This is a genomic window from Streptomyces fulvoviolaceus (assembly GCF_000718165.1).
GTDB lineage: Bacteria > Actinomycetota > Actinomycetes > Streptomycetales > Streptomycetaceae > Streptomyces > Streptomyces fulvoviolaceus.
Genome location: NZ_JOEY01000020.1, coordinates 64,628 through 91,002, shown reverse-complemented (window position 1 = coordinate 91,002; position 26,375 = coordinate 64,628). Strand labels below are relative to the sequence as shown.

The following is a 26,375-nucleotide window of genomic DNA, read 5'->3' as shown; positions in this document are numbered from 1 at the left end:
GTTCTTACTCACAGCCCCTTCACTTCCGGAGCCGTATGCTTCACACCATGTCCACCACCGTTGAACCCGCTACCGATCGATCGGCTGACGAGGTCAACGAGGAGATCCGGGCCCTGTGGCACCGATCGGGCGGGACACTGAGCGTCGAGCAGCGCGAGGAGTACCAGCGGCTCGTCCTCGAGTGGGCCGCCGCGGCCTGACCGCCATCTGAAGCCCGTCCTCTCCTCGTTCCGTACTTCCCCGCATCCGACGGGCGCCCCCTCAGCCCCACGTGGCCGAGTAGTAGCGCTGGTAGGCCTTGCGATCCTGTTCCGCGCGGATGTACCGCGTCGCCACCAGCGCGATCAGACTGCCCCCGATGACCAGCAGACCGGGACCGATGTTTCGGGTGTCCGTGAGCCGCGCCAGCAGTGTCGTGCCCAGCGCCCCGGCCCCGCCCGTCACCGGCGCCGACGCTCCCGGCGTAGCCGCACCGGGGGCGACCGAGCTCTGCGTCGAGGACGCGGACGGCGTCGGCGAGGGAGACGCCCCCGCCGCCGGGGTCGCCACGATCAACTGCACCCCGAGCTCGGACAACGCCTTGGTCACCGGCTGGAAGAACGTCGTGCCGCCCTGGGTGCAGTCCCCGCTGCCGCCCGACGTCACGCCGAGCGCGATCCCCTCGGAGAACATCGGCCCGCCGCTGTCCCCGGGCTCGGCGCACACGTTCGTCTCGATCAGGCCGCTGACGGTGCCCTCGGGATAGTTCACCGTCGCGTTGACCGCCGTCACCTGACCGTCGCGCAGCCCGCTCGTACTGCCGCTGCGGAACACCCGCTGCCCCACGGACGGATCGCCCACGCCGGTGATCTGCACGCCCCTGCCGTCACCGATGGACACGACACCCGCACCGTCACCGGCCTGTCCGTTGTCGTACTGCACCAGGGAGAAGTCGCTGCCCGGGAAGTTCTGCGTGATCGTCTTGCCGACCTGCCGGCTGCCTCCGGTGTCCGCGAACCAGACCGAACCCGTGGGCCCGCAGTGCCCGGCCGTGAGGATGAAGTCGCTCTGGCCGTTCGTCACGTTGAAGCCCGCCGAACAGCGTCCGGCGGTCGACAGGATCGGCTGTGCGCCGTTGAGACGCGTCTGGAAGGTGCCTTCGGTGCGCTCCATGCGGACGAAGCCGCCGATGCCGTCCGCGACCTGCGTCATCCGGGACCAGTCGGTCGAGGAGACCGTGCGGTCGCCCTGGACCACCACCTGGTTGGTCGTGTAGTCCAGGGACCAGGCCGTGCCGGCCACCCTGGGCGCCGAACGCAGCGTCGCCGTCGCCGACTTGAGCTCGTTCATGCTGTGCTCCACGACCTTCGCCTCGGCGCCCGCGCGCCGCACGTCGGCTGCCGCCCGCTCGTCGGTGACCGCGACCACCGGCTTGCCGCCGGCGCCGATCCAGGTGCCCGCCGTACGGGAGGTCCCGAGCCGCGACACCAGTCCTGCGCCCGTGTCCCCGGCCTCCTGGGCGTATGTACGCGTCAAGGCGGAGTCTCCCGGGGTTTCGCTCGCCACGGCCCGCGTGACCATCGTCCCCCCGAGGAGGAGTCCGCCGACGGCCGCCAGCCGTGTCACTCGCCGGACGACCCGTCGTCGTGCGTGCCTCATGCATGGCTCCCGAACCCGAACGCGCGGTGTGCACCGCGGGGCCCTCCGGTCGTTGAGCGCCCTCGTCCCATACGTGGCCGGAGGCGGACGCGTTCACGACAGCCGCTGATCTCGTGTCTTCGAGGGGTGCGTCAACTCCGTTGGGCCGGCCCGGTCGGCGCGCCGAGCCGCGCCCAGCTGCGCGCGTCGCCCCACACGGAGGCCGCGCCGACGTAGGGGCGCAGCAGAGCGGTCAGTGTCGCGTCGCCGTGTCCGTTCAGCTCGTCGGAGGAGATCTTGCGGGCGATCCCGGCGAGCAGGTCGGCGAGCATGACACGAGGATCGAGCCGGGCCTCCACGAGCCGGAGCCCGCCGAAGTGCGCACCGGATCGCCGGGCCGTCTCCGTGATCCAGTCGATCCGGTCCGGGGTCAGCATGTTCTGCCGGTCGTGCACCAACTGCACGGGACTCTCACTGCCCGCGCTCCAGTGGGCGGCCGTCATGACGACGGCTGACAGCAGCGGATTGAGGACCGGAATCAGCGAGAACCCGTCGGCCGCGATCCGCGCCCGATAGGCATCGGCGGCGGGACGGGCGGCCGCGAGCCGAGCCAGGGTTTCCGACACCTCCGCCGGGGATTCCGTGTGCCCCAGGGCGTCCACCGCCCGGAAGAATCCGTCGGCGGACTCATCCGGCTCCCCGCCGCCTCGCACCCGCAGCAATTGGTTGCTCGCCGTGAGGAATTCCCGCCACCGCTCGCGGCCGAAGACCAGTGGTCCCGCGCGGAACAGGGCGAGGGCCGCGGAGCGGTCGTCGAGCAGCAGGTCGACGGTCCGGTCCACGACGAAGAACGCCTTCTCGACGAGAAGCACATGAGCGTGTCCGTGGATCGGCCCCGCGGGTGCGAGGAACCATTCCAGTACCGCCCGGTGTTTCTCCCGCAGCAGTTGGTTCGCCTTGTACTCCACCGCGGGCGAGCGAATCCGGTCCCGTATTTCCCGTACGCACCCGGCGGCGGATTCCACGGACAGCCGCACACTCCCGTGCGCGAACACATCGGTGTTCCCGGCGAGCAGGTTCTCGCCGTCCGAACCCGATTCGTCGCACGCGACTTCCATGGTCCCGCCGGCGGACGCGGGCCCCGCTCCCCGTACCCCGTCCTCACGATTCCAGGTCACACCACAGCCCCCTATCTTGTGCCCCATGACCAGGATCCCGCACGCATCGTCCGGTGAACCGAATCCCCTGCGCGCACTCACCCTCGACCAGCTCCGATGTCGTACGAGCATGAAATGGCGCACCCACCCCGACGACGTCCTGCCGATGTGGGTCGCCGAGATGGACGTCCCCCTCGCCGAACCCGTCGTCCGCGCGGTCACCGACGCCCTCGCGCGCGGGGACACCGGCTACCCCGCGGGCTCCGCCTTCGCCGAGGCACTCGCCGACTTCGCCGACGAGCGATGGGGCTGGAAGGGGCTCGCGGTGGAGCGGACCGCGATCGTGCCCGACGTGATGATGGGCGTCGTCGAGATGCTGAAACTGGTCACCGGACCCGGCGATCCCGTCGTCGTGAACACGCCGGTGTATCCGCCGTTCTTCCATTTCGTGGAGCACATGGACCGGCAGGTCGTCGAAGCCCCGCTCGGCGCCGGCCTGCGCATCGACCTCGACCGCCTGGAGGAGGCCTTCCGGCGGGCCGTCGCGCAGGGGCGGCGGGCCGCCTACCTGCTGTGCAGCCCGCACAACCCGACCGGCACCGTGCACACCGCCGACGAACTGGCCGCCGTCGCCGGCCTCGCCGACCGGTACGGCGTGCACGTCGTCGCCGACGAGATCCACGCGCAGCTCGTCGTCGGTGACGTGGACTTCGTGCCGTACCTGAGCGTGCCGGGTGCGGAGAACGGCCTGTCGCTGATGTCGGCCTCCAAGGCCTGGAACCTGGCCGGGCTCAAGGCCGCGCTCGCCGTGGCCGGGCCCACGGCCGCCGCCGACCTGGCCCGGCTGCCCGAAGAGGTGAGCCACGGCCCGAGCCACGTCGGCGTCATCGCCCACACCGCCGCCCTGCGCGACGGCACCGCCTGGCTGGACGCCCTGCTGTCCGGCCTCGACGACAACAGGCGTCTGCTCACCGATCTGCTGGCCGAGCACCTGCCCGCGATCACCTACCGCCCCGGCGAGGCCACGTACTTCGCCTGGCTCGACTGCCGCGCGCTCGGCCTCGGCGACGATCCGGCGGACCGCTTCCTGCGCCGCGGCCGGGTGGCACTCAACTCGGGGATCCCGTTCGGCACCGGCGGTGCGGGGCACGTACGCCTGAATCTGGCGACGACGCCGGAGATCGTCGCGGAGGGGGTACGGCGGATGGCGGCGGCGCTGAAGTGAGACCGGCCGGATGTACGACGGGGGTGCCACGCTGCATAGACTCCCCGGTATGGACGAGAAGGCGCTGGACCGGCTCGGTGCGGGGAAGTACCTGCTGCTCACCAGCTATCGGAAGAACGGCACCCCGGTCGCGACCCCCGTCTGGGTGGTGCGTGACGGCGACACGCTCGGTGCCTGGTCGGCCGCCGACGCCTGGAAGGTGAAGCGGATCCGGGCACGCGGTGACGTCCTCGTCGGCCCCTGCGACCTGCGGGGCAACCCGACGGGCGACCAGATCCCGGCCACCGCGGAGATCGTCGACGCGGAGACCACCGCCCACTATCGCAAGCTCCTCGCCCGCAAGTACGGCGTCCTCGGCCGCCTCACCCTCCTCGGCAGCCGGCTGCGCCGGGGCCTGGACGGGACTGTGGGCATCCGCGTGACCCTGTGACGGAAGGGGCACGGACCTTGATCGGCCGTGCCCCTTCCGCGAAACGCGTTACGGCGCGTCCAGCACCGTGCCCGTCAGCACCGGACGGTCCGGCAGCGGCTCGGCGTCGTAGTCGGTCAGCGCCAGGCGCATCGACTCGGTCGGCTCGGCCACCTGGTCCTTGATGGTCGGCACCTCGAAGTCGATGCCCGTGCTGCCGGCCGGGATGCCCATCCACACCCACAGGTTCGCCTGGGACAGCGGGCGCTCCGGGTCGGGCACGTCACCCGCGTAGTCCAGGAGCCACTGCGGGTCCACGTCCTTGGTGGACAACTCGGCGCCCTCGGTGACCGGAAGCACCCGGACCGGCTGCCAGATCTCCACGTCGGCGGGCTCGGACAGGGACATCCGCCAGGCCAGCGTCTCCCCTTCGGTCACCCGGTCCGCGACCGGCGTCAGGGTGATCACCGGCTCGGGGTCGTCGTTCTGCGTGGTGACCCCGCCCCGGTGCGCACCGACGACGGCATTCCGCACCGCCTTGACGAGGACGTCGTGCTGCACGTCGTAGGAGAAGCGCGTGTCGCCCTTCACCTCGACCGGTACGTCGATGGCGTTGCTGCCCGGCCGTACCGTCACCAGCTTGTCCGTGCCCAGCCCGGTGTCCGGGTCGAGGACGTACACGCGGACCTGACCGCTGCCGTGCCCGGAGATGTCGACCGGTACGTGGTACGTGCGGGTTCCCGAGTCGCCCTCCTCGACCGTGAGCCGGCCGACGTCGACGCGGGGCAGCGCAGCCACCTTGACCGCCGGGGTACCGGGGGCCCAGCCCCAGGCGTCCATCAGCCAGGCCTGCCCCGACCGCGAACGCGGGGTCAGCTCAAGGGACTTGACGTGCTTCAGGTCGAGCCCGGCCCGGGTGGCCGCGGTCAGCGGGACGCGGACCTCACGTGCCCAGTACGAGGCGGTGCGGTCACTGCCGGGCAGCCCGTCCACCTCGACCCGGCCGAGCTCGACCCGGCGTCCGGAGGCGTCGGTGACGGCGACGTCGAGCTTCGTGCCGGTCGTGTTCGGCGGCACGAACACCCGCAGCGCCAGGTCCTTGGAACCGGCGAGGGAGAGCGGCTCGGCGGGGGTGACACGCGCCGCCGTGCCCGGCGCCGACCACTTCAGCGCGACCGCGCGGCGGCCGGACTCCCGCCCCGTCTCCCACCACGCGAAGTGCGGTGAGGAACCGGCGGTCTCGGGGTCCAGACAGGCGACGGCCGGGTCGGGGTCGATCGCCGAACACAGCCTGGCGCCGGTCACCTCGATCTGGCCGTCGGGCAGGAAGCCGGCGCCGCGGCGCGCACCCACCGCGTGGGTCAGCACCCGGGCGGGATCGGCCGAGGGGGCCCGCCTGCCCGAGCCGTCGAGCAGCGGACGTACGCGATCGTCCCCGCCGACGAACAGCCGGGCCGCGGCGGCGATGTAGGTGGCGCCCGCCTTGTGCTGCTGGTCGGCGGTCAGCCGGGTCGCGGTGCCTGCCGAACACACCGGGTCCGGCTGCTCCTCGTCCTCCCAGAAGTCGTCCCAGGACGGTGCCTCGGCCTGCCCCGGTGTCCACTCGCTGTTGAAGTAGTTGTGATTGGCGCCGATCATGTAGACGGCGCTGTGCAGTGCGGTACCCCGGCTGACCCCGCGCGTCCCGTCGACGTACACCTCGCCCTGGAGGTCGGACACGTCGCCGTCGCAGCCCGGCAGGATCGTCACGGACGGCACGTCGGCGACCGGATTCTGGCCGAAGATGGTCGGTCCGATGAGCACGGTGCCCCGCACCTTCCAGCGCACCGGGCCGCGATAGCCGTCCTGGGCCGCGGGCGGCGGGTAGAGGCTGTCCATGGCGGCCCGGTTGACGCCCTCGCCGCCGCGCGAGTGGCCGACGAGCAGGACGCGGGAGAGGTCCGCCTTCGGTGCGTTGCGTACGACGCCCGGGGCGGTCGCCGGGTGGGAGGCCCAGTCGGCCCAGCGGGCGAGGTGCTGCCGCACCAGCGACGAGCGCGCCTGCGCGCCGCCGTCCTCGGCCGTCCAGTCCTGGCTGTTGATGCCGTTCGCCGAGATCGACACCGTCACATAGCCCTGGGAGGCCAGGAGTTGCTGGTCGCGCAGATAGCCCTGGTGGCTCGGGATCGCCTTCATGTCGGCCTGGCAGGGCCAGTCGCCGGTCCAGTCGTCCTCGGTCCCCCCGGGCTTGTAGCAGGTGGGATGGCGGCCGTGCAGGAACAGTGCGAGCGGGCGACTGCCGGTGGCATCCTTCGGCGCCACGACTTCGGCGCGCATCTCCACCGGGACGTCGAACCCGGGGAGTTTCACCGGGTCCAGGTCGTACTCGCCGGTGACCGTGCGGTACGAGCCCGGTTTCCCGGGGTCGACAGCGCCGGGCGGAAGCGCGGCCGGAGGCTGTGCGGGGGCAAGCGAGTCCCGATTGCTCTCACTCGCCGCCGCGTCCAACCGCCGCCCGGCGGCCAGCACTTGAAGGTCCGTCAGCCGAGCCGTGGAGGCCTCGCCGAGGTCCAGCCGGAATGTCCGGCCGTCCTTCGAGGGCGTCGGCAACCCGAGCAACCGGTCCCCGGTACGGAACTCGACCCGGGCGTCCCCCATGGGCACGGGCTCCGGCGTACGCCAGACCAGCTCGCGCTCCGCACCCTCCCCACCGAGCCGCCAGCCCGGCGGCAGCCCGTTGTCGTCCGTCGCGCTCAACGGCCGTCCCGTGGTGGGCTGTTGGGCCTGTGCCAGTCCGGGCGATCCCGCCAGGGCCGCCAGTACCGCCACGGCGGTCACACATATTCGCCGGGCACGTCTCAATGGTCCCCTCCTCAAAACCCCTTGCGTGGGCGCCCCGTCGGTCTCGGGAGCCTCGCGCGTCACAGAGGACGGAAAGGGGTGTCTGTGGGTTGTCTGTGAGGAGGGGTGCTCGGTGTTCAGTGATGAGATCAAGCCAGCGGGAGCCCGGGGGACTGGCGGGGGCGGTGGTGGGGAAAGCGCTTGCCATGAGCCGAGCCACCCGCCACCGCGCAGCCGTCGTCGGCACCGGGCACCGCGCCCAGCTGTTTACCCGGGCCCTCGCCGAACGCCCCGACCACCGGGTCGCCGCCCTGTGCGATCCGAGCCCCACCCGTATGGACTTCCACAACGGCGTGCTGACCGCGGCCGGCGAACGCGCCGCCACCCGGTGGGATCCCGAGCACTTCACCGACATGCTCGCCAAGGAGGACATCGACGAGGTCGTCGTCACCACCGTCGACGCCGAACACGACCGCTACATCGTCCCCGCCCTGCAGGCGGGCTGCCGCGTCGTCACCGAGAAGCCGATGACCGTCGACGCGGACCGCTGCGCCCGCATCCTGGACACGGTCCGCGACACCGGCAACTCCCTGACCGTCGCCTTCAACTACCGCTTCAACCCCGTGCACGAGAAGGTCCGCTCGCTGCTCGCCGAGGGCGCGATCGGAGAGGTCCTGTCCATCCACTTCGAGTGGCTGCTCGACGTACGCCACGGAGCGGACTACTTCCGCCGCTGGCACCGCGAGAAGCGCAACAGCGGCGGCCTGATGATCCACAAGTCGAGCCACCACTTCGACCTCGTCAACTGGTGGCTCGCCGACGAGCCGAGCGACGTCTTCGGCTACGGACGTCTCGGCTTCTACGGCCGCACTGCGGGCGAACGCCACGGACTGCGCCGGAACTACGACCGCGCCCACGGCGCCGACCCTGCCGCCGCCGACCCCTTCGCCCTCGACCTCACGGCCGACGACACCCTGCGCGCCCTCTACCTCGACGCCGAGCAGGACAATGGCTACGTCCGCGACTGCAACGTCTTCGACGGCCCCGTCACCATCGAGGAGGACATGGCGGTCCTCGTCCGCTACGCCCAGGGCGCGACGATGACGTACCACCTCACCGCCTACTCCCCGTGGGAGGGCTACCGGGTCATGTTCAACGGCAGCGCGGGACGCCTGGAACTCGAGGTGGAGGAGAGCCGCTGGCAGACACCCCGGACCCGGATCAGGTCGAGCAGCGGCGCCCTGCACGAGGACACCGCGGCGGAACACGCGGGCGGCGCGCGCCTCACTCTGCGCCCGCTGTGGCAGCCCCCGTCAGAGGTCCCGCTGGTGACCGCCCACGAGGCCCACGGCGGGGGAGACCCGCGCATGCTCGACGCCCTCTTCGGGCGCGTCGCTCCCGGCGCGGCGCAGGACACCGGCGCCGCCTCCCATCCGACGGCCACCGAACGCGACGGCGCCCTCGCGCTGGCTGTCGGGCTCGGCGCGAATCAGTGCTTCGAGACGGGGCGGCCGGTGCGCCTACGGGACCTGGTGTCCGGGGTGTGGGAGCGGTGAGGCGGAGTCGACTCCCAGTCGGTCAGGGATTGTTGACGCCCCGTCAGGACCAGGCGCGGTAGGGCTCGTCGATCAGCTGGAACACGGGCTCGCCCCGGACCGGGTCCTTGGCGGTCGACAGCCGCACGCGGTCGCCGCTGTGGATGGCGATCGGCGGGCCCATGACCCGGCCGCGTACGACGAAGCCCTCGGCCATCTCGACCAGTGACACGTTGCGCGCACCGGGCGTGTTCCGGTTGACCACCGTGGCGTGGCGGACCGTCCCCGTGCCCTCGCTGCGCTCCGTGCGCAGGTCGCTGCCCTGGCAGACCGGACACAGCAGCCGGTGGTACATCGCAGTGCCGCACCAGTTGCAACGCTGGAAGAGGACGGTCTCCGTCGCCGGGCCGACGGGATCCAGTACGCCCGCCGTGGAGCCGGCTGCCTGACGAACAACGTTTCCTGAGGGGTGGTACACGCTGGTCAACTCCCTGCACTCGGCCGGAATCCCACGTGCGCGGGTCACCGTGCACGCACATGCGCGGTTCGCCGTGCCACCGTGCACAGCCTCAGCGTATGGCACTGAGTGCCACCCGTAAAGGCACTGCGTACCCCTGATTTTTCGCAGAGAGGGGAGCGGGCCGGCTGTGTGGGTCGGTCGTGAGGTCAGTCGCGACCGAGTGCGGACTCGATCTCCTGGACCACCCGCCACAGGGGTGCTCCGCGCCGCGACACGATCACCACCACGTCCTCGGGCTGCTCACCGGTGAGAGGTACGGCGGGAGGCACGGGGGCCGCACCGAACGCGGACTGCACATACCCCAGTGCGTGGTCCACCGTGTCGCTCGCGTCGCCCTGTCCGTCGGTGCGCAGCCAGGAGCGCAGCGCGTTGTTGTGCGCCGCGACCACGGCGGCGGCGATCACGTCGGCCTGCAGGGTCCCGTCGCGCCGGCCGGCGAAGCGCCCGCGCAGGTACTCGGCGAGGGCGCGCTCGTAGCGCCACACCACGGACAGCTCGTACGCGCGCAGACCGGGCACCTTCTTGGTGAGCCGGTAGCGCTGCACGGAGAACGTCGGGTTCTCGGCGTACATCCGAAGGACCAGCCGGGCCGCGTCGCAGACCCGCTGCACGGGTTCGTGCCCGTCGTCGCTCGCGGCCAGGAAGGCCGTCATGTCGGCCAGGCACCGTTCGTGGTCGGGGAAGACCACGTCCTCCTTGGAGGGGAAGTACCGGAAGAACGAACGGCGTCCCACTCCCGCGAGCGCCACGATGTCGTCGACGGTGGTCTGCTCGTAGCCCCGCTCCAGAAAGAGCTGGAAGGCTGCCGCGACCAGGGCGTCCCGCATGGGCGGCTTCGCACTGCTGGAGCTCATGAACGGGAACGTAGCACCAGGGTGGCGCATATGGCACTCAGTGCAGTTCCGCGGGGGAACTGAGTGCAGTGGCCTTGGTGACTCTCTCTGTGATCGTATCGATCGCAAACGATCGATACGACTGTGGGCGTAGAGTTGGTGATCCACGGGATCACGCCTGCCCCAGGGGGAACCATGCGACTGCACGTCGACCAGCGCCACGAGCGGGTGCTCGAACTCGTTCGGGAGCGGGGCAGCCTCCGTGTCTCCGAACTGGCCGCCGAACTCGGCGTCTCCGCGGTCACCTTGAGGCGCGACGTCGAGGCGCTCGCCGCGCAGGGCCGGGTGCACCGGCTGCACGGCGCGGTGGTGTGGCCTGGAGACTCGGCCGCCCCCGCGCAGGAACGGCCGCAGAGCGCCGAGGGCGCGGTGATCGGAATGATCGTGCCGACCACGACCCTCATCTTCGCCGACATCATCCGTGGCGCCCGCGAGGCCGTGGTGGCCCAGGGCGGCCGCCTCGTCCTCGGCGTGTCCGGGTACGTCGACAGCGAGGACGCCGTACAGGCCGGCCATCTTGTCTCGGGTGGCGCGGAGGGGCTGCTCGTGGCGCCCAGCTGGTTCGGCGGCGTCCCCGAGAGGGGGCAGGAGAAGTGGCTGCTGGACCAGGGTGTGCCGGCGGTCCTGGTCGAACGCTCGGCTCCGCCCGGCAACCCGGCGTCCGTTCTGGACCGGGTGTGTACCGACCGCGCCCATGGCGCCGCCGTGGTGGTCGATCACTTCGCGACGCTGGGCCACCGCAGGATCACCGCCGTGCTCCAGGAGGGCCCGCACGCCACCCAGATCTCCACGGGCTTCGAGATGGCCGTCCGGTCCCTGGGGCTCGAGGTGGACCCGGGGGCGCCGACCGTCCGTGAGCACGGGGACTACGAAGCCAGTGTCGACTACCTGGTCGAGGCGGTGAAGAAGCGGGGCGTCACCGCGGCGCTCGTGCACAGCGACGAGGACGCGATCGTGCTCGTGCCCCGACTTCAGGCGTGTGGCATCCGGGTGCCGGAAGACCTGGCGATCGTCGCGTACGACGACGGGGTCGCCGGCCTTGCCGACGTGCCGCTCTCCGCGGTCGCCCCGCCCACTCGCTCGGTGGGGGAGCTGGCCGCCAAACTGCTGCTGCAGCGGCTCGCGGAACTCCGAAACGGTCAGCGGCCCGGACCCCGTCAACACCTCGACCTTCTCCCGGAGTTGAGGGTCCGCAAGTCCTGCGGTGGCGAATCGATCACCGAATGAGCGTTGTGCGATCGTTTTGATTGTCTTGGTCGAACGCTCTTGACGTCGATCGTGTGTGCGCAAAAGATGTCCTGCGAACCGCCTCTTCCCGTACGAGGTCTCGTAGGAGACGTGCAATGACGCGCACTTCACGTTCGTTCCGTATGACCGCCACCGTCGCCGTGGCCGCCCTGGGTCTGCTGGCCACCGCCTGCGGCTCGGGCGGCGACTCGACCGACACGGCGTCCGACGGCAAGCCGGTCACCTTGAACTACTGGACCTGGACACTCGGCGCCAAGTCGACCGTCGAGGCGTTCAACAGAACGCACAAGGACATCAAGGTCAAGTTCAGTGAGATACCGAGCGGCACCGAGGGCTACAGCAAGCTCGCCAACGCCGTGAAGGCGGGCAACGCGCCCGACGTGGCCACCATCGAGTACCAGATGGTCCCGGAGTTCGCGAGCCAGGGCAATCTGATCGATTTGAGCGAGTACGCCGGGGAAACGGTCAAGACGAAGTTCCCGCAGTCGATCCAGGACCTGGTGACGTTCGGCGGCAAGACCTGGACCGTCCCGTACGACGCGGCGCCGCAGATGTACTACTACCGCACCGACCTCTTCGAGAAGTACGGCATCGAAGTCCCGGGGACCTGGGACGAGTTCAAGACCGCCGCCGAGAAGGTCAAGAAGAAGGACAAGGACGTCCGCCTCGCCTCCATGCCGAAGAGCGACCCGGCCCTGCTGGCCGCGCTCGCCTGGCAGGCCGGCGGGAAGTGGTTCTCCATCGACGGCGACGCCTGGAAGCCCGGCGTCGACGACGCCGCCACCAACAAGGTCGCCACCTACTGGGACGGCCTCATCAAGGATGATCTCGTCCAGACGTTCACCGGCTGGAGCCCCGAGGAGACCAAGGCCCGGGCCTCCGGAAAGACCCTCTCCTTCCTCGGCGCCTCCTGGTCCGCGGGCGGCATGAAGACCTCCATGCCCGACCTCTCCGGCAAGTGGGCCGCCGCCCCCATGCCGAACTGGGGCACAGCGGCCGGCGGCAACTACGGCGGCACCTCCTACGGCGTCCTCAAGGGCAGCGAACACACCGAGGCGGCCACCGAGTTCATCACCTGGCTCACCACGAACAAGGCCGGCGTCGAGGCCCGGCTCGCCGACCTGGAGTCCCCGAGCAGCGCCCTGCCGGCCAACCCCGAGATGCGCGAGGTGGCCGCCGCCAAGTTCGACACCGGTTACTTCAACGGCCAGGACATCTACCAGCTGGCCTCGGAGCAGGTGGACGCCATCGTCCCCGGCTGGACCTGGGGGCCGAACCAGATGGACGTCTACACGGCGATCCAGGACGAGACCGCCAAGTCCGGCTTCACCCAAGGCATCCGGGCAGGCCAGGAGAAGGCCGAGAAGGGCATCACGGAACGCGGCCTGGAGCTCGCGAAGTAGGCACGAACCGCGACCGGGCCGCCGTACCGGCACATCCCGCCGGCGCCCGTGCCCGACGCCGACACGGGCACGGGCCCACCGCGGCCCGGCCGCACGCTCCGCCCGTCGCCCGTCGCCCGTCGCCCGTCGCCCGTCGCCCGTCGCCCGGCCCGAACCGGCCGTCCCCACGCGTCCACCCCGCCAAGGAGTCACCGTGGCAGCACCATCCGCCCCAGCAGTGGGGCACAAGGCAGTACACGCACCCGCGGCCGGCCCGCCGGGCACCTCGCGTCTGCGGCGCGGCCAGCGCCGTACCGCCGCGCTCTTCATCGTCCCGTTCTTCGTCCTGTTCGCCGTGGTCATGGTGGCGCCCATCGGCTACGCGGTGTGGATGAGCCTGTTCGAGGAGCGCTCCTCCGGCCTCGGGTTCGGCGGCACCGAGCGGGCGTTCGCCGGCCTCGCGAACTACACCAAGGCCCTGTCGGACGCCGGATTCCGGGACTCCTTCGTGCACATCGCGCTCTACTGCGCCGTGTACATCCCGGTGATGATCGGCGGCTCGCTCGCCCTGGCGCTGCTGGTCGACTCCGCGCTCGCCCGTGCCAAGCGGTTCTTCCAGCTCGCCCTGTTCCTGCCGCACGCGATCCCCGGACTGATCGCTTCGATCATCTGGATCTACCTCTACACCCCGGGCCTGAGCCCCGTGCTCGACCTGATCGGTTCGTTCGGTGGCTCCTGGGACTTCTACAGCAACGATCACGTACTGCTCTCGATGGTCAACCTGTGCGCCTGGCAGTGGATGGGCTACAACATGGTCATCTTCTACGCCGCCCTGCAGGCCGTTCCGCGCGAAGTGATCGAAGCGGCCACAGTGGACGGAGCCGGAGCGTTCCGCACCGCCCTGCAGATCAAGGTGCCGATGATCGCTTCAGCGGTCGTCATGACCGTTCTGTTCACCTGCGTCGGTGCGATCCAGATCTTCACCGAGCCGAAACTCCTCAACCAGCGCGGCGCACCCTCCATCGACACCGAGTGGTCACCCACCTTGTTCATCTGGAAGGCGGGCTTCGTACAGCACGACTACGGGACGGCGGCCGCGGCCTCCCTGATGCTCGCCCTGCTCGGCGTCGTCCTCTCCTACCTCGTCACCCGGCTCGGCAACCGATGGAAGGCGGCGCAATGAGCACGCTCACCCACGACACCGCCCCCTCCGCCCGGCCCTCGGCCGCGCCCCGCAGGCCCGCGGCGACCGCCCGCCGCACCTCCCCGAACGCCCTGCTCTCCAAGGGCGTCGTCAACGGCTTCCTCATCGTCGCCGCGCTCTACACACTCATGCCCGTCAGCTGGCTGCTGTTCGCCGCCACCAAGAACCACCGCGACCTGTTCGCCACCTCCGGATTCGCGTTCGGCGACTTCAACCTCCTGGCCAACATCCAGCACGTCTTCACCTTCAACGACGGCATCTACCTGCGCTGGTTCGGCAACAGCGTCCTCTACTCCGTCGTCGGCTCCGCCGCCTCCACCTTCCTGTGCGTGGCCACCGGCTACGCCTTCGACAAGTACGACTTCCGGGGCAAGGAGAAGCTGTTCGGCCTGGTCCTCGGCGGCGTCCTGGTCCCGACCACCGTCATCCAGCTGCCGATGTACCTGCTCGCCACCAAGGCCGGAGTCGTCAACACCTACTGGGCGCTGCTCCTGCCCGCCCTGGTCAACCCCTTCGGCGTCTACCTCGCCCGCGTCTTCTCCGAGGGATACGTGCCGAACGAGGTCCTGGAGGCGGCCCGTGTCGACGGTGCGGGTGAACTGGGCACCTTCGCCCGTATCTCCCTGCCCATGCTGGCCCCGGGCTTCATGACGATCTTCCTGTTCTCGTTCACGGCCAGCTGGAACAACTTCTTCGGCGCCCTCGTCATGCTCAACGACGAGGAGCTCTACCCGGTCAACCTGGGCCTGTTCATGTGGAACAGCGTGACCGGGCAACAGCCCGAGTACTACTCGCTCGTCATCACCGGCTCCCTCGTCGCCGTCGTCCCGCTGATCGTCGCGTTCGTCTGCCTGCAGCGCTTCTGGCGCTCCGGTCTCACCGCCGGCGCGGTGAAGTGACGATGCCCGCACCGGAAGGCACCCTCCTGAACGGCCCGCACCCCCTGCCCGCCCCACCCCGCCCGCACACCGTCCTGGCCATGGACACCGAGATCCATCACCAGCTCCGTACCGAAGGCGCCCTGGACCGGCTCCCCTCCGTGGCCCGCGTCGACACCACGACCACGGTCACCGACCTCACCACCGCCGACCCCCGTCAACTCGCCCGCGCCGAGGTCCTCTTCACCCACTGGGGCGCACCCCTGCTGACCGAGGACGCACTGCGCCGCCTGCCCCGGCTGCGGGCAGTCGTCCACGCGGCCGGCTCCGTCAAGCACCACGTCACGGAAGCCGTCTGGCAGCGAGGCATCACCGTCTCCTCAGCGGCGGCCGCCAACGCCCTCCCGGTCGCCGAATTCACCCTCGCCGCCATCCTGTTCGCGAACAAGCGCGTCCTCGACGTCGCCCGCGCCTACGCCGAGAACCGCACACCGCCCGCCGTTCTCCCGTACTACCGCGGCCACGGCAACTACCACCGCACCGTCGGCATCGTCGGAGCCTCCCGCATCGGACGCCGGGTGATCGACCTGCTGCGCCCGCTCGACCTCGACGTCCTCCTCTACGACCCCTACCTCGACACCAACGAGGCCCGCGACCTCGGCGTCGAACAGGTGGGCCTCGACGAACTCGTCCGACGCAGCGACGTGGTGTCCGTCCACGCGCCCCAACTGCCCGAGACACGGCACATGTTCGACGCCCGCCGCATCGCGCTCCTGAAGGACGGCGCCACCCTCGTCAACACCGCACGCGGCTCTCTCGTCGACACCGACGCGCTCACCGCGCACCTGACCTCCGGCCGGATCCACGCGGTCCTCGACGTCACCGAGCCGGACGTGCCGCCCGCCGACTCCCCGCTGTACCGCCTGCCGAACGTGCTGCTCACCCCGCACATCGCCGGCTCCCTCGGCAACGAACTGGGCCGCATGACCCACTGGGCCGTCGACGAGGTGTCCCGGTACGCGCAAGGCCTGCCGTTCGCGTACGAGGTCGCGCCGGACGAGCTGACCCGATCGGCATGAGCGACCGCGCACGCACAACGATCAATGTGATCGGCCGCCGTACGAGTCGTATGAGAGGACTCCCATGACCCGCCCCGCCGACCGTGTCCTGGTCGTCGGCATCGACGGCGTGCGCCTCGACGTACTGCGCCGCCTGCCCACCCCACACCTCGACGCGGTCGCCGCCAACGGCTTCCTCACCCCCGTGGAGGTGGACGCGGAGACGCCCACCATGTCGGGACCCTGCTGGGCGACCGTCGTCACCGGTGTCGGCCCTGCCAAGCACGGGGTGTGGAGCAACGACCTCACCGGTCACCGACTCGACGTCTTCCCCGACTTCGCGACCCGCCTCGCGGTCCAGGACGGCCGCCGCACGTTCGTCGCCGCCGGCTGGCAGCCCCTCATGCAGGCACGGGACGGCGGTCCCCTGTTCCGCGCCCCGTCCAGAAGCGTGTACGTCTCTCCGACGGCGGACACTCCCGAGGCCTGGGACTACTGCGACGAGCAGATCACCGAAGCCGCCGCACGCGTGCTCGCCAACGACACCGACGACCTCGCCGTGTCGTTCGTCTACCTCGGCGCCCCCGACGAGACCGCGCACATCCTGGGCTGCGGCGAGGCCTACGAAACCGCGATCCGCCAGGCCGACGCCCGGCTCGGCCGTCTGCTGGCCGCGGTGCGCTCCCGGCCCTCGTACCGCGACGAGCGATGGACCGTGCTGGTCGTCACCGACCATGGCCATGTCGACGCGGGCGGACACGGCGGCCGTACGCAAGAAGAGCGCACGGCCTGGCTGGCCGCGTCGGGCCCGGGCATGGGCTCGGCACCACGGGCCGTACGCCATGCCGACGTCGCCGCGCAGGTGTTCGCCTCCCTCGGCCGCCACCCCGACCGGCACTGGACGCTGGACGGCCGCCCCTTCGCCGCGCCACCCCACGCCGTCCTCCTCGACATGGACGGCACGCTCGTCGACACCGAGTCGCTGTGGCTGCGCACGGTGCGCGAGGTCGCGCCGCGGATCGAGGTGGACGACCTGTTCCAGCTGCTGGGCCGCTCGGCCGCCGAGGCCGCCGCACATGTGCACCGGTTCACCGGCGGAGACGTACAGGAACTGGCCGCCGAACTGGAAGCCCGCTTCCTGAAGGCCGTCCAGCAGGAGGCGACCCCGATGCCGGGCGCCCTCGAACTCCTGGACCTGCTCCGGGAATCGGGCATCCCGACGGCCCTGGTCTCGGCCTCCTCACGGCCCGTCGTCGACGCCGTCCTCACCTCGCTGGGCGCCGACCGGTTCCGTACGACGGTCGCCGAGGGCGAGACACCCCGTACGAAACCGTCCGCCGACCCGTACCTGGCCGCCGCCCGCACCCTCGGCATGGACCCCGCGGCCTGTCTCGCCGTGGAGGACTCGCCCACGGGCGTCGCGGCCGCGGAGGCGGCGGGCTGCAGAGTGCTCGCCGTGCCGTCGTACGTCCCGATCCAGCCCGGACCACGACGGACAGTGCGCCGCGACCTCAAGGGAATCGGCAGGCAGGAGCTGTGGACGGCAGGACTGTGAACCGGCAGTAAGGCATTTGTTCGGTGGATGTTCTGCCGCATACGATCACCACTCCCTGTCCACCGAGGAGCCCCGTATGCCCCGCCCCCGCATCCTGTACGTCACCGACCTGGCCTACCAGGCCCGCGGGCGCCGCTACTGCGACGAGGACATCTTCCTCACCTCGCGACTGCGGGAGGACTTCGGCCTCGCCCTGTGCCATCCGCGGGACGCGGCCGGGCTGATGGAGGGCTTCGACGGCGTTGTCGTCCGCAACAGCGGGCCCGTCCTCGCCTATCAGGAGGCGTACGACGACTTCCGCGAGCGTGCGATGCGGAGCGGGGTGCGCGTCTACAACCAGCTCTCCGGCAAGGCCGACATGGCCGGCAAGCAGTACCTGCTGGACCTCACGGCCGCGGGATACCCGGTCATCCCCACGGTCGACCGACCGGAGGACGTGCGCCGCCTGCCGGAGACGGACGCCTACGTCGTCAAGCCCAAGCTCGGCGCCGACTCCATAGGCCTGCGGATCGTGCCCGCCGAGCGCGTGCGCGACCTGGTCGACGGAGACGTCCTCGTCCAGCCGCGCATCGACTTCGCCTACGAGGTGTCCTTCTTCTTCGTCGACCACGACTTCCAGTACGCCCTCTACGCGCCGCACACCGACCGCCGCTGGCAGCTGGAGCCGTACGAACCCACCTCGGACGACCTCGAGTTCGCCCGGCGTTTCATCGACTGGAACGGCATCGACCACGGCATCCAGCGGGTAGACGCCTGCCGGGCCCCGGGCGGCGAACTCCTGCTGGTCGAGCTGGAGGATCTCAACCCCTACCTGTCCCTGGACGCCCTGAGCGACAAGGGCAGGGACGCCTTCGTGACCGCGATGAAGGCGTCCCTGCACCGTTTCCTCGGCACCCCGGCCTGAAGGTCACCCCAGCTTGACGGTGATCTTCTGTGTGACGCCGACCGTCGTGGTCAGGTCGCCGAAGGTGAGCTGAAGTGAGGAGCCGGTCGTCGCCGAGGTCACGGTGGACGGCTTGGACGTCACCGCGGACACCGCCCGGTTCCAGGTGAGCGTCAGGCCCGTCCGCATCCGCATCGGATCACTGACACAGATCACCGCGGTGCCGTCGCTCTTCTCGCTGATCATCACGCAGCACGGATCGCTCGCGACGAGGTCCCCGACGGTGCCGCCGAACCAGAAGTTGACCCCGGTGAAACCCAGTGAGGGCACGGAAACGCCCTGCTGGTTGTCGGTGTTGGCGAGGACGGTCAGCCAGCTCGTGGCGGCGGCCCGCGCCTGGGTCTGGGCGGCCGTGGCGCCCGGCATGAGGAGGTAGGCGTAGGTGCCGTTCGTCGGGTTCGTGCCGTGGTCGACGTACATCGTGAGGTACTTGCGGTTGAGGACCGTCGTGGAGCCGCCCTTGTTGATGTCGCTCCACTTGCCGTCCCGCGCCTCGCGCAGTGCCTTGACGGTGGCGCCGCCGGGAAAGACGTAGCCGCCCATGCCGCCGATGTGGGCCCAGGTGGCGCCGGTGAGCGTCTCGGACCAGGGGTAGGTGGCCGACTTGGTCGTGCCGTCGACAGTGAAGGAGTGGCTGCCGGTGGGGCCGAGGTTGCGGTTCTCGATCGTCGACTCCACGACTGTGCCGTCGGTGCACTTGATGCCTGCGCCGAGGCAGACGATCGTGTCGTCGAGGCAGAACCACGACTTCTTCGCCATCAGGGTGGACTGCAGACCCTTGAGGTACTGGCCGATCGCGGCCCCCTGTCCGTCGGTGGCGCCACCCACCCAGTTCACGTCGGGCAGTGAGGCGCCCCAGTCGCCGCCGGCCGCGTCCGCGAGCGCCAGGCGCGAGGCGGTGGTGCCGGGGAGCCGGTAGGGGTCGACGGTGGGCCAGAAGGCGTCGCTGTACTGGCCGTTGGCGAAGGTGTCGCCCCACCAGTAGAGCATCCCGGAACCGGTGTGCCAGCCGCGCAGGTTCTCGCCGTTGCCCGTCTCGTAGTACGTGATCCGCCGGTCGGCCATGCTGATCGACGCGGCCCAGCCGGGTCTGCGGTGGGCGGCCCGGGCCATGCCGGTGAACAGCCGGTGGCCGGTCGGCTCGGCGATCGCGGTGACCGAGGTGTCGTCCAGAACCCCCTTGAGGCGGACGAGACCGGTCAGGCCGATCGAGGGGTTGCTCATCGGCGGGCTGTAGTAGTCGCGCTGCAGCCAGCCCTTCACCAGGCCGCGCCAGCGCGCGTTCTCCGTCGTGCTCGCGCCCTGCCCGAGCAGAACGATCGCCGCGAGGATCGGATGACCGCGCAGGTGATCGTCCTGCTGGATCTGCTTCGTGTCGGTCGCGGACAGGCCGCGGCTGATCGCCCGGCCCGCCACACCGTCCATGATCAGCCCGTTGTAGAGGAACGGCGCCCATGCGTTCTCCACCGCGTCGAACACGATCTGCCGGTTCGCGTCGGTGACCTCCCAGCTCGATCCGGCGAGCAGGGCGAAGAGCATCCCGAGCCCGCCGAGCATGACCGAGCCGTACGAGCCCGTGTAGGGAACGCTGGTGTGCTGGATGAACGACCCGTCGGTGTAGAGCCCGTCGCCGCTCGTGACGTAGGGGAAGACGGGGGAGAGGGCGTCCCGGGCCAGCGCGATCTTCGCGGAGCTCGCGCCGACGACCCCGCGCAGCGCCAGCACTCGGCACAGGTCCACCCGGTTGGCGCCGGTGCTGGTGCCGGAGTAACCGGCCACCGCCGAGTCGGGCACGAAGTGGTCCACCGCCGCGAGATGGTTGGCGATCTGCGTCGCCGACAGCTGGTCGTACATCAGCACACAGACGTCGAGCAGCGCCTGCGGGGCGCCGATCTGCCAGCTGTACCAGTTGCCGTAGCGGGTCTGGCTCGCGTTGTAGACCTCGGAGTGGAGATGGTCGAGCCCGGTGAGGATCGCGTCCGCGAGCCCCGCGTCGCCGGTCAGTCCCGTGCCCTGCTGGCAGTAGGCCTGCGCGAGCGTGCCCAGTCGGTTGTAACTGCTGTTGAGGTTGCCCGAGTAGCCGTACGACTCCTGGTCCGTGTCCGGCTCCGGATCCGCGTACACCAGGTCGGGCCACAGGGAGCCGGACGCCGGGGCCATGGAGGAGTACAACGTGCTTGCCGTGGTGCCCAGTTCGGCGAGCCGGCTCTTGAACGGCTCGGCGGTGGGGCTGAAGCCCTCGCCGAGGATGAGCGTGCGCCACTTCGCCCGCAGGGTCGCGAACTCGTCCGCGTCCGCGGCCGCGACAGCGGGGCTCGATGGGGTGGAGATTCCGAATGCGACAGCAGTAGCGGTGCTTGCGGTCAGGAAGCCGCGACGTGACCAACGAGTCGTCATGACGGCGGTTTCTAGCACGGTTGCGTTCAAACGCTCAATACGCCCGGCCTAATTGAGCGTATCGATCGTTTCGGGAGGTGGTGATGTCCGCACAATCCGCGAGCAGTTGCTGAACTCCGGGCGCCGCGGCCCCGTATCACTCCTCGGGGGAAGGCGGAGTCCCGCGCGTACGGGACGGAAGGGGAGCAGCATGCCGACACCGTCCGACCGAGGGCCGTCGCCGGACAGCCCGGCCCTCGAACCCATCCGTGTGCTGCGTCCCCGCCGCACCGACGCCCTCGCGGAGCTGCTCAGGGACCTACCCCGCCGGGGCACCGGGGAATACGAAGCCGTCGCACTGCCCGCTCCGCCGGCCGGATCCGAGGACCGCACGCAGGAACTGCCGCCCGTCACGGACGACGAGCGCGCGCTTCCGCCCGGCGCCTCCCACGGCCGCGGCCGGGTGCGAGGACTGCGGCGCACCGCCATCGCGGGCGCCGTCACCACGGCCGCAGTGATCGGCTTCGGCTGCGCACTCCTGTTGCCCGGCCGCGACGACGACACCGCCGCGCAGGCTCCCCAGCCGTCCGCGACCGCCTCCGCCGAGCCCACCGCGACGGCTTCCGGCGCGGCCGATCCCGACGGCCCAGGCACCCTCCGCGAAGGAGCCAGCGGCCCCGAGGTGACCGACCTCCAGCAACGCCTGCTGCGCATCCCGGACGTCTACGCGGGCGGCTCCACCAGCGGCAGCTACGACTCCGCCCTGAGGGAGGCGGTGGCCCGCTTCCAGCTCTGGTACGGCATCAGGGGCGACGAGACCGGCGTGTACGGCAACGACACCCGCCAGGACCTGGAATCCCGCACAGGCGGCTGACCGGCCGCCCTCGGCCTCGAACACCGGGCAACGGATCGGGGAAAGCACCGGCAACGGCCGGCTGCCCCGCGTCACCATGGGCGGCCGACGGGCGAGACGCCCCGCACGTCCCGAGACCGAAGGCCACGCCGATGAACGGCTCCCGCATCCCGGGCCTGGTGCTGCCCACCGCCTTCCTGCCGGCCCTGATCATCGGCATGTGCCGGTACTGGCGGCACCGTGGAGACGACTGAGCCGCGCCAACCGCCCTCGCCTCACTCCGCCCCGGACGGCACCCGGATGTCGAGGACGCAGACGTCGTCGCGCCGATCGCCCGCCAGCACCGTGGCGAGCAACGGGACCAGGGCGCCGGGCTCGTCCGCGTGATGCGCCGCGACCGCCTCGGCGAGCCGTGCCAGGCCGAGATCGAGGCCCTCCGTGGGCCGCTCGACCAGGCCGTCCGTGTAGAGCATGAGCCGGTCTCCCGGTTCGAGGCGGCACTCCGCCTCCTCGAAGGGCGGTGAGGCGCTCGCACCGAGCAGCATGCCGCCCGGACGGTCGAGATAGCGCACCTTGCCGCCGCGCACCAGCAGCGGCGGCGGATGGCCCGCCTGCGCCCAGACAAGGCGGCGCGCGGCGGAGTTGTAGCGGGCCAGGACCATGGTCGCGGTGCCGTGCGAGTCGCGCGAGTGCAGCAGCAGCGTGTTGAGCCGGGTGAGTGCGCCGGTCAGCGACGAACCCGTGATGACCATGCCCTTGGCGGTGAAGCGCAGTTGGGCCATCGTGGCGACGGCGTCGATGCCGTGCCCGGCGACGTCACCGACCACGAACAGGGCGTCGCCGTCGGGCAGTTCGATCGCGCTGAACCAGTCACCGCCGACGTGGATCCCCGACTGGGCGGGCAGATACGCGACATCGACGCGCAGCCCGGCCAGTTGGACCGGTCGGGTGGGCAGGGGCAGCAGCGCGTGCTGCAGCCGGGAGGCGAGCGTCCGTTCGGCACGCAGCACGTCGTGCTGGGTCAGCATCGCCTGTTCGCTCTCGACCAGAGCCAGTTCGGCGCTGCGCTGCGCGGTGAGGTCCTGCACGAAGCCGTGCACCTCCACGGGCGTGCCGTCGGTGTCCGCCACCGCCTCGGCGACCACCCGTAGATGACGCACCCCGCCCGCGACCGGGATCCGGAACGGAATGTCGAACGGCCGCCCCGCGCGCACGAGTTCCCGTACCACCCGGCTCAGCGCCGGCACGTCCTCGGGCAGCGCGAGATGGGGGAGGTCGAAGAGGCCCACCGCGCCGTCCTCGGGATCCCGGTCGAGGACGGAGAAGGCCTGGGAGGACCAGCTCGCCTCGTGCGTGACCAGGTTCCAGTTCGCCCAGCCCAGGTTCCCCAGCCGCTGGACGTCCGCCAGTCGCTGCTCCTGTCGGTCCGAGGAGGCGTGCCGGACCCAGGTGACGACCAGGCCGCCGCCGAGGCGCGCCGAGCGTACCGAGTACGTGGACAGTTCCGCGGCGCCGGCCACGATCTCCTGGTAGGCGAACGGGTCGCCCTCGAACGGCTCCCCGGTCGTCAGCGTGCGCAGGCAGCCGCGCCACAGCGCGTCCTCCGCCATGCTCGGGAAGCACTCAAGGATTCGCCGCCCGACCAGTTCCCGGCCGGTTCGGCCGACGATGTCGACCGCCTCCGCGGTGGCGGCGTCGATGCGGTAGTCCTCGACCTCTCCCGCGGTGGTACGCAGGGGTGTGAGCAGCATCGCCGCGCCCGGCAGCGAGTCGAACACCGCCTGCGCGGCGTCGGTCGCGGCGCCGACGACGATCTCCTGCCGGGTGCCGAACGCCTGGAACCAGCCGGCACAGAGCCGGGCGACGGCCCGCAGGAGGTGCCGGGTGCGCGGCGTGAACGGTCCGGCCTGCGCCCGCAGGATCCCGACGCAGACGTCGGCCTTGTCCGCGGCCGGCACCGGCAGCCAGGCGCGGGACAGCCAGCGCTCGGGCGGGTCCCCGATGAGCAGGTACCGCTCCCGGTCCCTCGCGATGTCCTCGAGCCAGCGCGGCTCCCGCGCCCGGAGGGCGTCGAGCGCGCCGACCCCGGTCAGCGGAGGGACCCGCTGCCACTGGGCGGCCAGGGTGTCGTCGATGCCGGCGTGGCCGACCAGCTCGAGTCCGCCGGCGGGCAGCCGCTGAAAGAGCATGACGGCTTCGGCACCCACGTCCGGCCCGAGGTGTTCGAGGAGGCAGTGGGCGAGGTCCTGCGGTGTCGCGACGCGGACGAGGGCCTTGCCGAGGCGGCCGAGAGCGGTGAAGCCCTCGTCCGTGTCGTCGGTGCCCCTGGTGGCCGGGATGCCGGGGCTCGGGTGGTCGGCCCCGAAGTCGCGCAGCCCGGCGCCGCCGGGGCCGGGGAGGGCGGACACGGATCCGCCGGGCAGGTCGTCGGAGAGGCGCGGCTCCGGGGTGGTGGGGTGCAGCGGGGGCACCAGACCGCCGAGGGTCATCCAGCACTCCTCGAGGAGGGTGCGGTTCGCGGCCTTGGCACGCTGCAGCAGTTCCTCGCCGGCGGCGACCGGGGTGCAGCCGGTCAGTGCCATGAGCGCGCCCTTGGCCCGCTCCAGGACGGCCGATGTCGCCGCCTGGTCCCGTAGCCGGTCCATCTCGGCGCGCTGCCGGGCGACGACCTTGGCCAGCTCGGCCATGTCGGGCGCAGTGCCGGACTCAACGGGGCCGGCGGGCTCGCTCGTCACGCGACGAGCATGGCACATGGAGCGTGGTTCGATCGCGGGCTTGTCGGTGATGGCTCACTCGACCGTGGGACGGTCCCCGCCCAGGGCCCGGTGATGGTGTCTGCCGAGGCACGATCAGCGGTTGGGCGGTGGAAACAGCCGCGGTCGCGACAGCCTGGCAAGGCCCGCGGCCCGGCGCGACGGTCAGCGACCGTGGGCGTGCTCGACCAGGGCCTCGGTGACCGCCCGCACACTGCGCGCGATGTGCTGCAACTGCAGAACCTCCGCCGCGTACAGCTTGATCGTGTGCTCGATGACCGACTCCGGCAGCCCGAGCGCCGGAAGGTCGGCCCGCGCGCTCTGCAGCGCGGTGCGGGCGACCCGGACCTCGTGCTGGACCTGGATCGTCGCGTGCCGGGCGAGCAGTACGGGGTGGCGGATCAGGGCCGGGTAGCTGGCGTAGCGCGCCGGTACCAGCTCGCGCAGCCACTTGGCCGCCGAGCGCTCCCAGTCGTAGCTGCCGGGCGTCTTGACCTGGCAGGGCCAGTCCGGGCTGATGCGCGTGGAGGTCCGCGTGGTCGTCACAGGCATGGTCGTCGCCTCCGGGTGTGCGGCGTCGTGAGGGGTGGTCCGACGGTTGGGGCGGCCCCGGCCTAGGGGATGACCGGGGCCGCCATGGGCGCTCGCGCAGGCGATGCCCTACCGAACACCCCGGGCGCCGACGCGGGTAGGAGACGGCGGCTTGGGGTGTCCGTACAGAAGCCCTGGAAGGCAGGGCGGTGCCCGCGCGGCGGATGGTGCAGCGTGCGCATGGGCGGACCGTCGGCTTTCTCGGGCGGATGCGGGGACGGGGGCACAGGTGCGGAAGGTGTCCCGGAGCGGTCCCGAGGCGCGATCCGTGAGAAGTATTTATATATGCCGTCTGCTTTGCAAGGCGTATGAAAACATTCATGCGCGATATGTGGCGAATGGTCCCGTTGTGACGCCGCTTGGCCGGAGTGGGATGCGGTGCCGGAAGGACCGCCGGGTCAGTCCCTCAGGAAGAACTGGTGCTGGTCGGAGATCTGTTCGTACTCCTCGAGCCGCGCCTGGGTGCGCTCCGGGTCGGCGTCGGTCATGGCCTGCAGCAGTGCGGCGGCGATCACGCCGGGCGCGGCGTAGGAGTCGAAGACCAGGCGGGAGCCCGTCCCGGTGCTGAAGACGACGTCCGCCTCGTCCGCCACCGGACCGAGCGCCAGGTCGGTGATCAGTGCGACGCGCAGCCCCGCGCTGCGTGCGACGCGGACGGCCGTGAGGGTCTCCTGGGCGTGCCGGGGCATCGAGAATGCGAGCACCCAGGTGCCGCCGGCCTCGCGTGACTGGAGCAGCGCGTCGTAGGCGACGCTCCCGCCGCGGGTCACCAGTCGTACGTCCGGGTGGATGCGGCGTGCCGCGTACGCGAAGTACTCGGCGAGCGACGCCGAGATGCGCAGGCCCAGGATGGTCAGCGGGGTCGACCCGGACATCTTGCGGCCGGTGTCGATCACCAGGTCGGGGTCGGCGAAGTCGCGGCGCAGGTTCTCCAGGTTCTCGATCTCCGCGTCGACCGCCGCCTGGAGCTCGTTGCTGCCGTTCTCCTCGTCCGGCCCGGGGCCGCCCGCGAGGGTACCGAGTGCGATCGACTGGAGCTTTTCGCGCAGCGCGGGGTAACCGCTGAAGCCGACCGCCGCGGCGAAACGCGTCACCGAGGGCTGGCTCACGCCGACGCGCTCCGCGAGATCGGTGATCGAAAGGAACGCCGCTTCGGTGATGTGTTCGATCAGGTACTGCGCGATGCGCCGCTGTCCCGGGGAGAGCCGGGGCCTGTCGAACAGCGTCCTGAGCTGAGAGGCCGGGGCGGCCTCCACCTCAGGTGCGGTCTTTCCCGAGGTGATCGCGGACGCCTGGGCACGTGCCTGCTGCGGCGATGGCACCGGCGCGTTTCCTTTGTCTCCCACAGCGACTCAACA

21 protein-coding genes are annotated in these 26,375 nt (G+C 70.9%); 12 read left to right on the top strand and 9 right to left on the bottom strand.

The window, feature by feature from the left end:
• Window positions 1-47 precede the first annotated feature (47 nt).
• A complete protein-coding gene (locus IG08_RS60700) occupies window positions 48-200 on the top strand; it encodes a hypothetical protein (RefSeq protein ID WP_199820888.1) in 153 nt (50 codons plus the stop codon).
• 61 nt (window positions 201-261) lie between these two features.
• On the opposite strand, the gene IG08_RS0122115 is transcribed toward IG08_RS60700, so the two are convergent.
• Together IG08_RS0122115 and IG08_RS0122110 are read right to left on the bottom strand one after the other, a co-directional pair.
• The gene (locus IG08_RS0122115) at window positions 262-1,638 is read right to left on the bottom strand and encodes a S1 family peptidase (RefSeq protein WP_030605201.1); all 1,377 of its coding nucleotides are present in this window, start codon (window positions 1,636-1,638) and stop codon (window positions 262-264) included.
• Between the two features lie 131 nt (window positions 1,639-1,769).
• Window positions 1,770-2,795: a hypothetical protein gene (locus IG08_RS0122110; RefSeq protein WP_030605198.1), complete on the bottom strand. Its 1,026-nt coding sequence runs from the start codon at window positions 2,793-2,795 to the stop codon at window positions 1,770-1,772.
• Between the two features lie 25 nt (window positions 2,796-2,820).
• Here IG08_RS0122110 and IG08_RS0122105 point away from each other — a divergent pair, with 25 nt between their 5' ends.
• Window positions 2,821-3,999 carry a MalY/PatB family protein gene (locus IG08_RS0122105; RefSeq protein WP_030605195.1) on the top strand — a complete coding sequence of 393 codons (1,179 nt, stop codon included), beginning with the start codon at window positions 2,821-2,823 and terminating at the stop codon, window positions 3,997-3,999.
• A gap of 49 nt (window positions 4,000-4,048) precedes the next feature.
• A complete protein-coding gene (locus IG08_RS0122100) occupies window positions 4,049-4,429 on the top strand; it encodes a PPOX class F420-dependent oxidoreductase (RefSeq protein WP_030605192.1) in 381 nt (126 codons plus the stop codon).
• 48 nt (window positions 4,430-4,477) lie between these two features.
• Here the strand turns inward: IG08_RS0122100 and IG08_RS0122095 are convergent, their stop codons facing one another.
• A complete protein-coding gene (locus IG08_RS0122095; protein WP_234342938.1) occupies window positions 4,478-7,225 on the bottom strand; it encodes an alpha/beta hydrolase in 2,748 nt (915 codons plus the stop codon).
• A 209-nt stretch (window positions 7,226-7,434) separates the two neighbouring features.
• Between IG08_RS0122095 and IG08_RS0122090 the strand changes: the two genes are divergently transcribed.
• Window positions 7,435-8,784, top strand: a complete 1,350-nt coding sequence (locus IG08_RS0122090; RefSeq protein ID WP_030605188.1) for a Gfo/Idh/MocA family oxidoreductase — start codon at window positions 7,435-7,437, stop codon at window positions 8,782-8,784.
• A 43-nt stretch (window positions 8,785-8,827) separates the two neighbouring features.
• Here the strand turns inward: IG08_RS0122090 and IG08_RS0122085 are convergent, their stop codons facing one another.
• On the bottom strand, window positions 8,828-9,241 hold the full coding sequence (locus tag IG08_RS0122085) for a Zn-ribbon domain-containing OB-fold protein (RefSeq protein ID WP_030605185.1): 414 nt from the start codon (window positions 9,239-9,241) through the stop codon (window positions 8,828-8,830).
• Between the two features lie 188 nt (window positions 9,242-9,429).
• Window positions 9,430-10,137: a TetR family transcriptional regulator gene (locus tag IG08_RS0122080; protein WP_078655688.1), complete on the bottom strand. Its 708-nt coding sequence runs from the start codon at window positions 10,135-10,137 to the stop codon at window positions 9,430-9,432.
• 174 nt (window positions 10,138-10,311) lie between these two features.
• Here IG08_RS0122080 and IG08_RS0122075 point away from each other — a divergent pair, with 174 nt between their 5' ends.
• The 7 genes from IG08_RS0122075 (at window position 10,312) to IG08_RS0122045 (ending at window position 18,405) form a co-directional block, all read left to right on the top strand.
• Entirely contained in the window at window positions 10,312-11,403 is a 1,092-nt protein-coding gene (locus IG08_RS0122075; RefSeq protein WP_030605180.1) for a substrate-binding domain-containing protein, read from the top strand.
• A 116-nt stretch (window positions 11,404-11,519) separates the two neighbouring features.
• Window positions 11,520-12,827, top strand: coding sequence for an ABC transporter substrate-binding protein (locus IG08_RS0122070; RefSeq protein ID WP_030605178.1), 1,308 nt, complete (start codon window positions 11,520-11,522; stop codon window positions 12,825-12,827).
• A gap of 193 nt (window positions 12,828-13,020) precedes the next feature.
• A complete protein-coding gene (locus IG08_RS0122065; RefSeq protein WP_234342937.1) occupies window positions 13,021-13,989 on the top strand; it encodes a carbohydrate ABC transporter permease in 969 nt (322 codons plus the stop codon).
• Entirely contained in the window at window positions 13,986-14,909 is a 924-nt protein-coding gene (locus IG08_RS0122060) for a carbohydrate ABC transporter permease (protein ID WP_030605174.1), read from the top strand. Before IG08_RS0122065 ends, IG08_RS0122060 begins: the two co-directional genes overlap by 4 nt.
• Before the next feature lie 2 nt (window positions 14,910-14,911).
• The gene (locus IG08_RS0122055; protein WP_052424826.1) at window positions 14,912-15,967 is read left to right on the top strand and encodes a hydroxyacid dehydrogenase; all 1,056 of its coding nucleotides are present in this window, start codon (window positions 14,912-14,914) and stop codon (window positions 15,965-15,967) included.
• Between the two features lie 64 nt (window positions 15,968-16,031).
• The gene (locus IG08_RS0122050; protein ID WP_030605168.1) at window positions 16,032-17,501 is read left to right on the top strand and encodes an HAD-IA family hydrolase; all 1,470 of its coding nucleotides are present in this window, start codon (window positions 16,032-16,034) and stop codon (window positions 17,499-17,501) included.
• A 76-nt stretch (window positions 17,502-17,577) separates the two neighbouring features.
• Window positions 17,578-18,405, top strand: a complete 828-nt coding sequence (locus IG08_RS0122045) for an ATP-grasp domain-containing protein (protein WP_030605163.1) — start codon at window positions 17,578-17,580, stop codon at window positions 18,403-18,405.
• A gap of 3 nt (window positions 18,406-18,408) precedes the next feature.
• Here the strand turns inward: IG08_RS0122045 and IG08_RS0122040 are convergent, their stop codons facing one another.
• Entirely contained in the window at window positions 18,409-20,841 is a 2,433-nt protein-coding gene (locus IG08_RS0122040) for a polysaccharide lyase 8 family protein (protein ID WP_030605160.1), read from the bottom strand.
• Window positions 20,842-21,031: 190 nt separating this feature from the next.
• On the opposite strand from IG08_RS0122040, the gene IG08_RS0122035 reads away from it, so the two are divergent.
• Window positions 21,032-21,694 (top strand): peptidoglycan-binding domain-containing protein, encoded by a 663-nt coding sequence (locus IG08_RS0122035; RefSeq protein ID WP_030605157.1) that lies wholly within the window; start codon window positions 21,032-21,034, stop codon window positions 21,692-21,694.
• Between the two features lie 254 nt (window positions 21,695-21,948).
• Here IG08_RS0122035 and IG08_RS0122025 read toward each other — a convergent pair whose 3' ends face one another.
• The 3 genes from IG08_RS0122025 to IG08_RS0122015 form a co-directional block, all read right to left on the bottom strand.
• Window positions 21,949-24,360 (bottom strand): SpoIIE family protein phosphatase, encoded by a 2,412-nt coding sequence (locus IG08_RS0122025; protein ID WP_030605154.1) that lies wholly within the window; start codon window positions 24,358-24,360, stop codon window positions 21,949-21,951.
• A 231-nt stretch (window positions 24,361-24,591) separates the two neighbouring features.
• Window positions 24,592-24,978: a hypothetical protein gene (locus tag IG08_RS0122020; RefSeq protein WP_030605152.1), complete on the bottom strand. Its 387-nt coding sequence runs from the start codon at window positions 24,976-24,978 to the stop codon at window positions 24,592-24,594.
• A gap of 437 nt (window positions 24,979-25,415) precedes the next feature.
• Window positions 25,416-26,339, bottom strand: a complete 924-nt coding sequence (locus tag IG08_RS0122015) for a MurR/RpiR family transcriptional regulator (protein WP_030605149.1) — start codon at window positions 26,337-26,339, stop codon at window positions 25,416-25,418.
• Window positions 26,340-26,375 lie beyond the last annotated feature (36 nt).

Bases quoted from the DNA above. Each gene is read 5' to 3' on its own strand.
- IG08_RS0122035 (WP_030605157.1), top strand. From the start codon at position 21,032: ATGCCGACACCGTCCGACCGAGGGCCGTCGCCGGACAGCCCGGCCCTC.
- IG08_RS0122040 (WP_030605160.1), bottom strand. From the start codon at position 20,841: ATGACGACTCGTTGGTCACGTCGCGGCTTCCTGACCGCAAGCACCGCT.
- IG08_RS0122100 (WP_030605192.1), top strand. From the start codon at position 4,049: ATGGACGAGAAGGCGCTGGACCGGCTCGGTGCGGGGAAGTACCTGCTG.
- IG08_RS0122075 (WP_030605180.1), top strand. From the start codon at position 10,312: ATGCGACTGCACGTCGACCAGCGCCACGAGCGGGTGCTCGAACTCGTT.
- IG08_RS0122025 (WP_030605154.1), bottom strand. From the start codon at position 24,360: ATGGCCGAGCTGGCCAAGGTCGTCGCCCGGCAGCGCGCCGAGATGGAC.
- IG08_RS0122070 (WP_030605178.1), top strand. From the start codon at position 11,520: ATGACGCGCACTTCACGTTCGTTCCGTATGACCGCCACCGTCGCCGTG.
- IG08_RS60700 (WP_199820888.1), top strand. From the start codon at position 48: ATGTCCACCACCGTTGAACCCGCTACCGATCGATCGGCTGACGAGGTC.
- IG08_RS0122105 (WP_030605195.1), top strand. From the start codon at position 2,821: ATGACCAGGATCCCGCACGCATCGTCCGGTGAACCGAATCCCCTGCGC.
- IG08_RS0122045 (WP_030605163.1), top strand. From the start codon at position 17,578: ATGCCCCGCCCCCGCATCCTGTACGTCACCGACCTGGCCTACCAGGCC.
- IG08_RS0122060 (WP_030605174.1), top strand. From the start codon at position 13,986: ATGAGCACGCTCACCCACGACACCGCCCCCTCCGCCCGGCCCTCGGCC.
- IG08_RS0122115 (WP_030605201.1), bottom strand. From the start codon at position 1,638: ATGAGGCACGCACGACGACGGGTCGTCCGGCGAGTGACACGGCTGGCG.
- IG08_RS0122090 (WP_030605188.1), top strand. From the start codon at position 7,435: ATGAGCCGAGCCACCCGCCACCGCGCAGCCGTCGTCGGCACCGGGCAC.
- IG08_RS0122055 (WP_052424826.1), top strand. From the start codon at position 14,912: ATGCCCGCACCGGAAGGCACCCTCCTGAACGGCCCGCACCCCCTGCCC.
- IG08_RS0122020 (WP_030605152.1), bottom strand. From the start codon at position 24,978: ATGCCTGTGACGACCACGCGGACCTCCACGCGCATCAGCCCGGACTGG.
- IG08_RS0122050 (WP_030605168.1), top strand. From the start codon at position 16,032: ATGACCCGCCCCGCCGACCGTGTCCTGGTCGTCGGCATCGACGGCGTG.
- IG08_RS0122080 (WP_078655688.1), bottom strand. From the start codon at position 10,137: ATGAGCTCCAGCAGTGCGAAGCCGCCCATGCGGGACGCCCTGGTCGCG.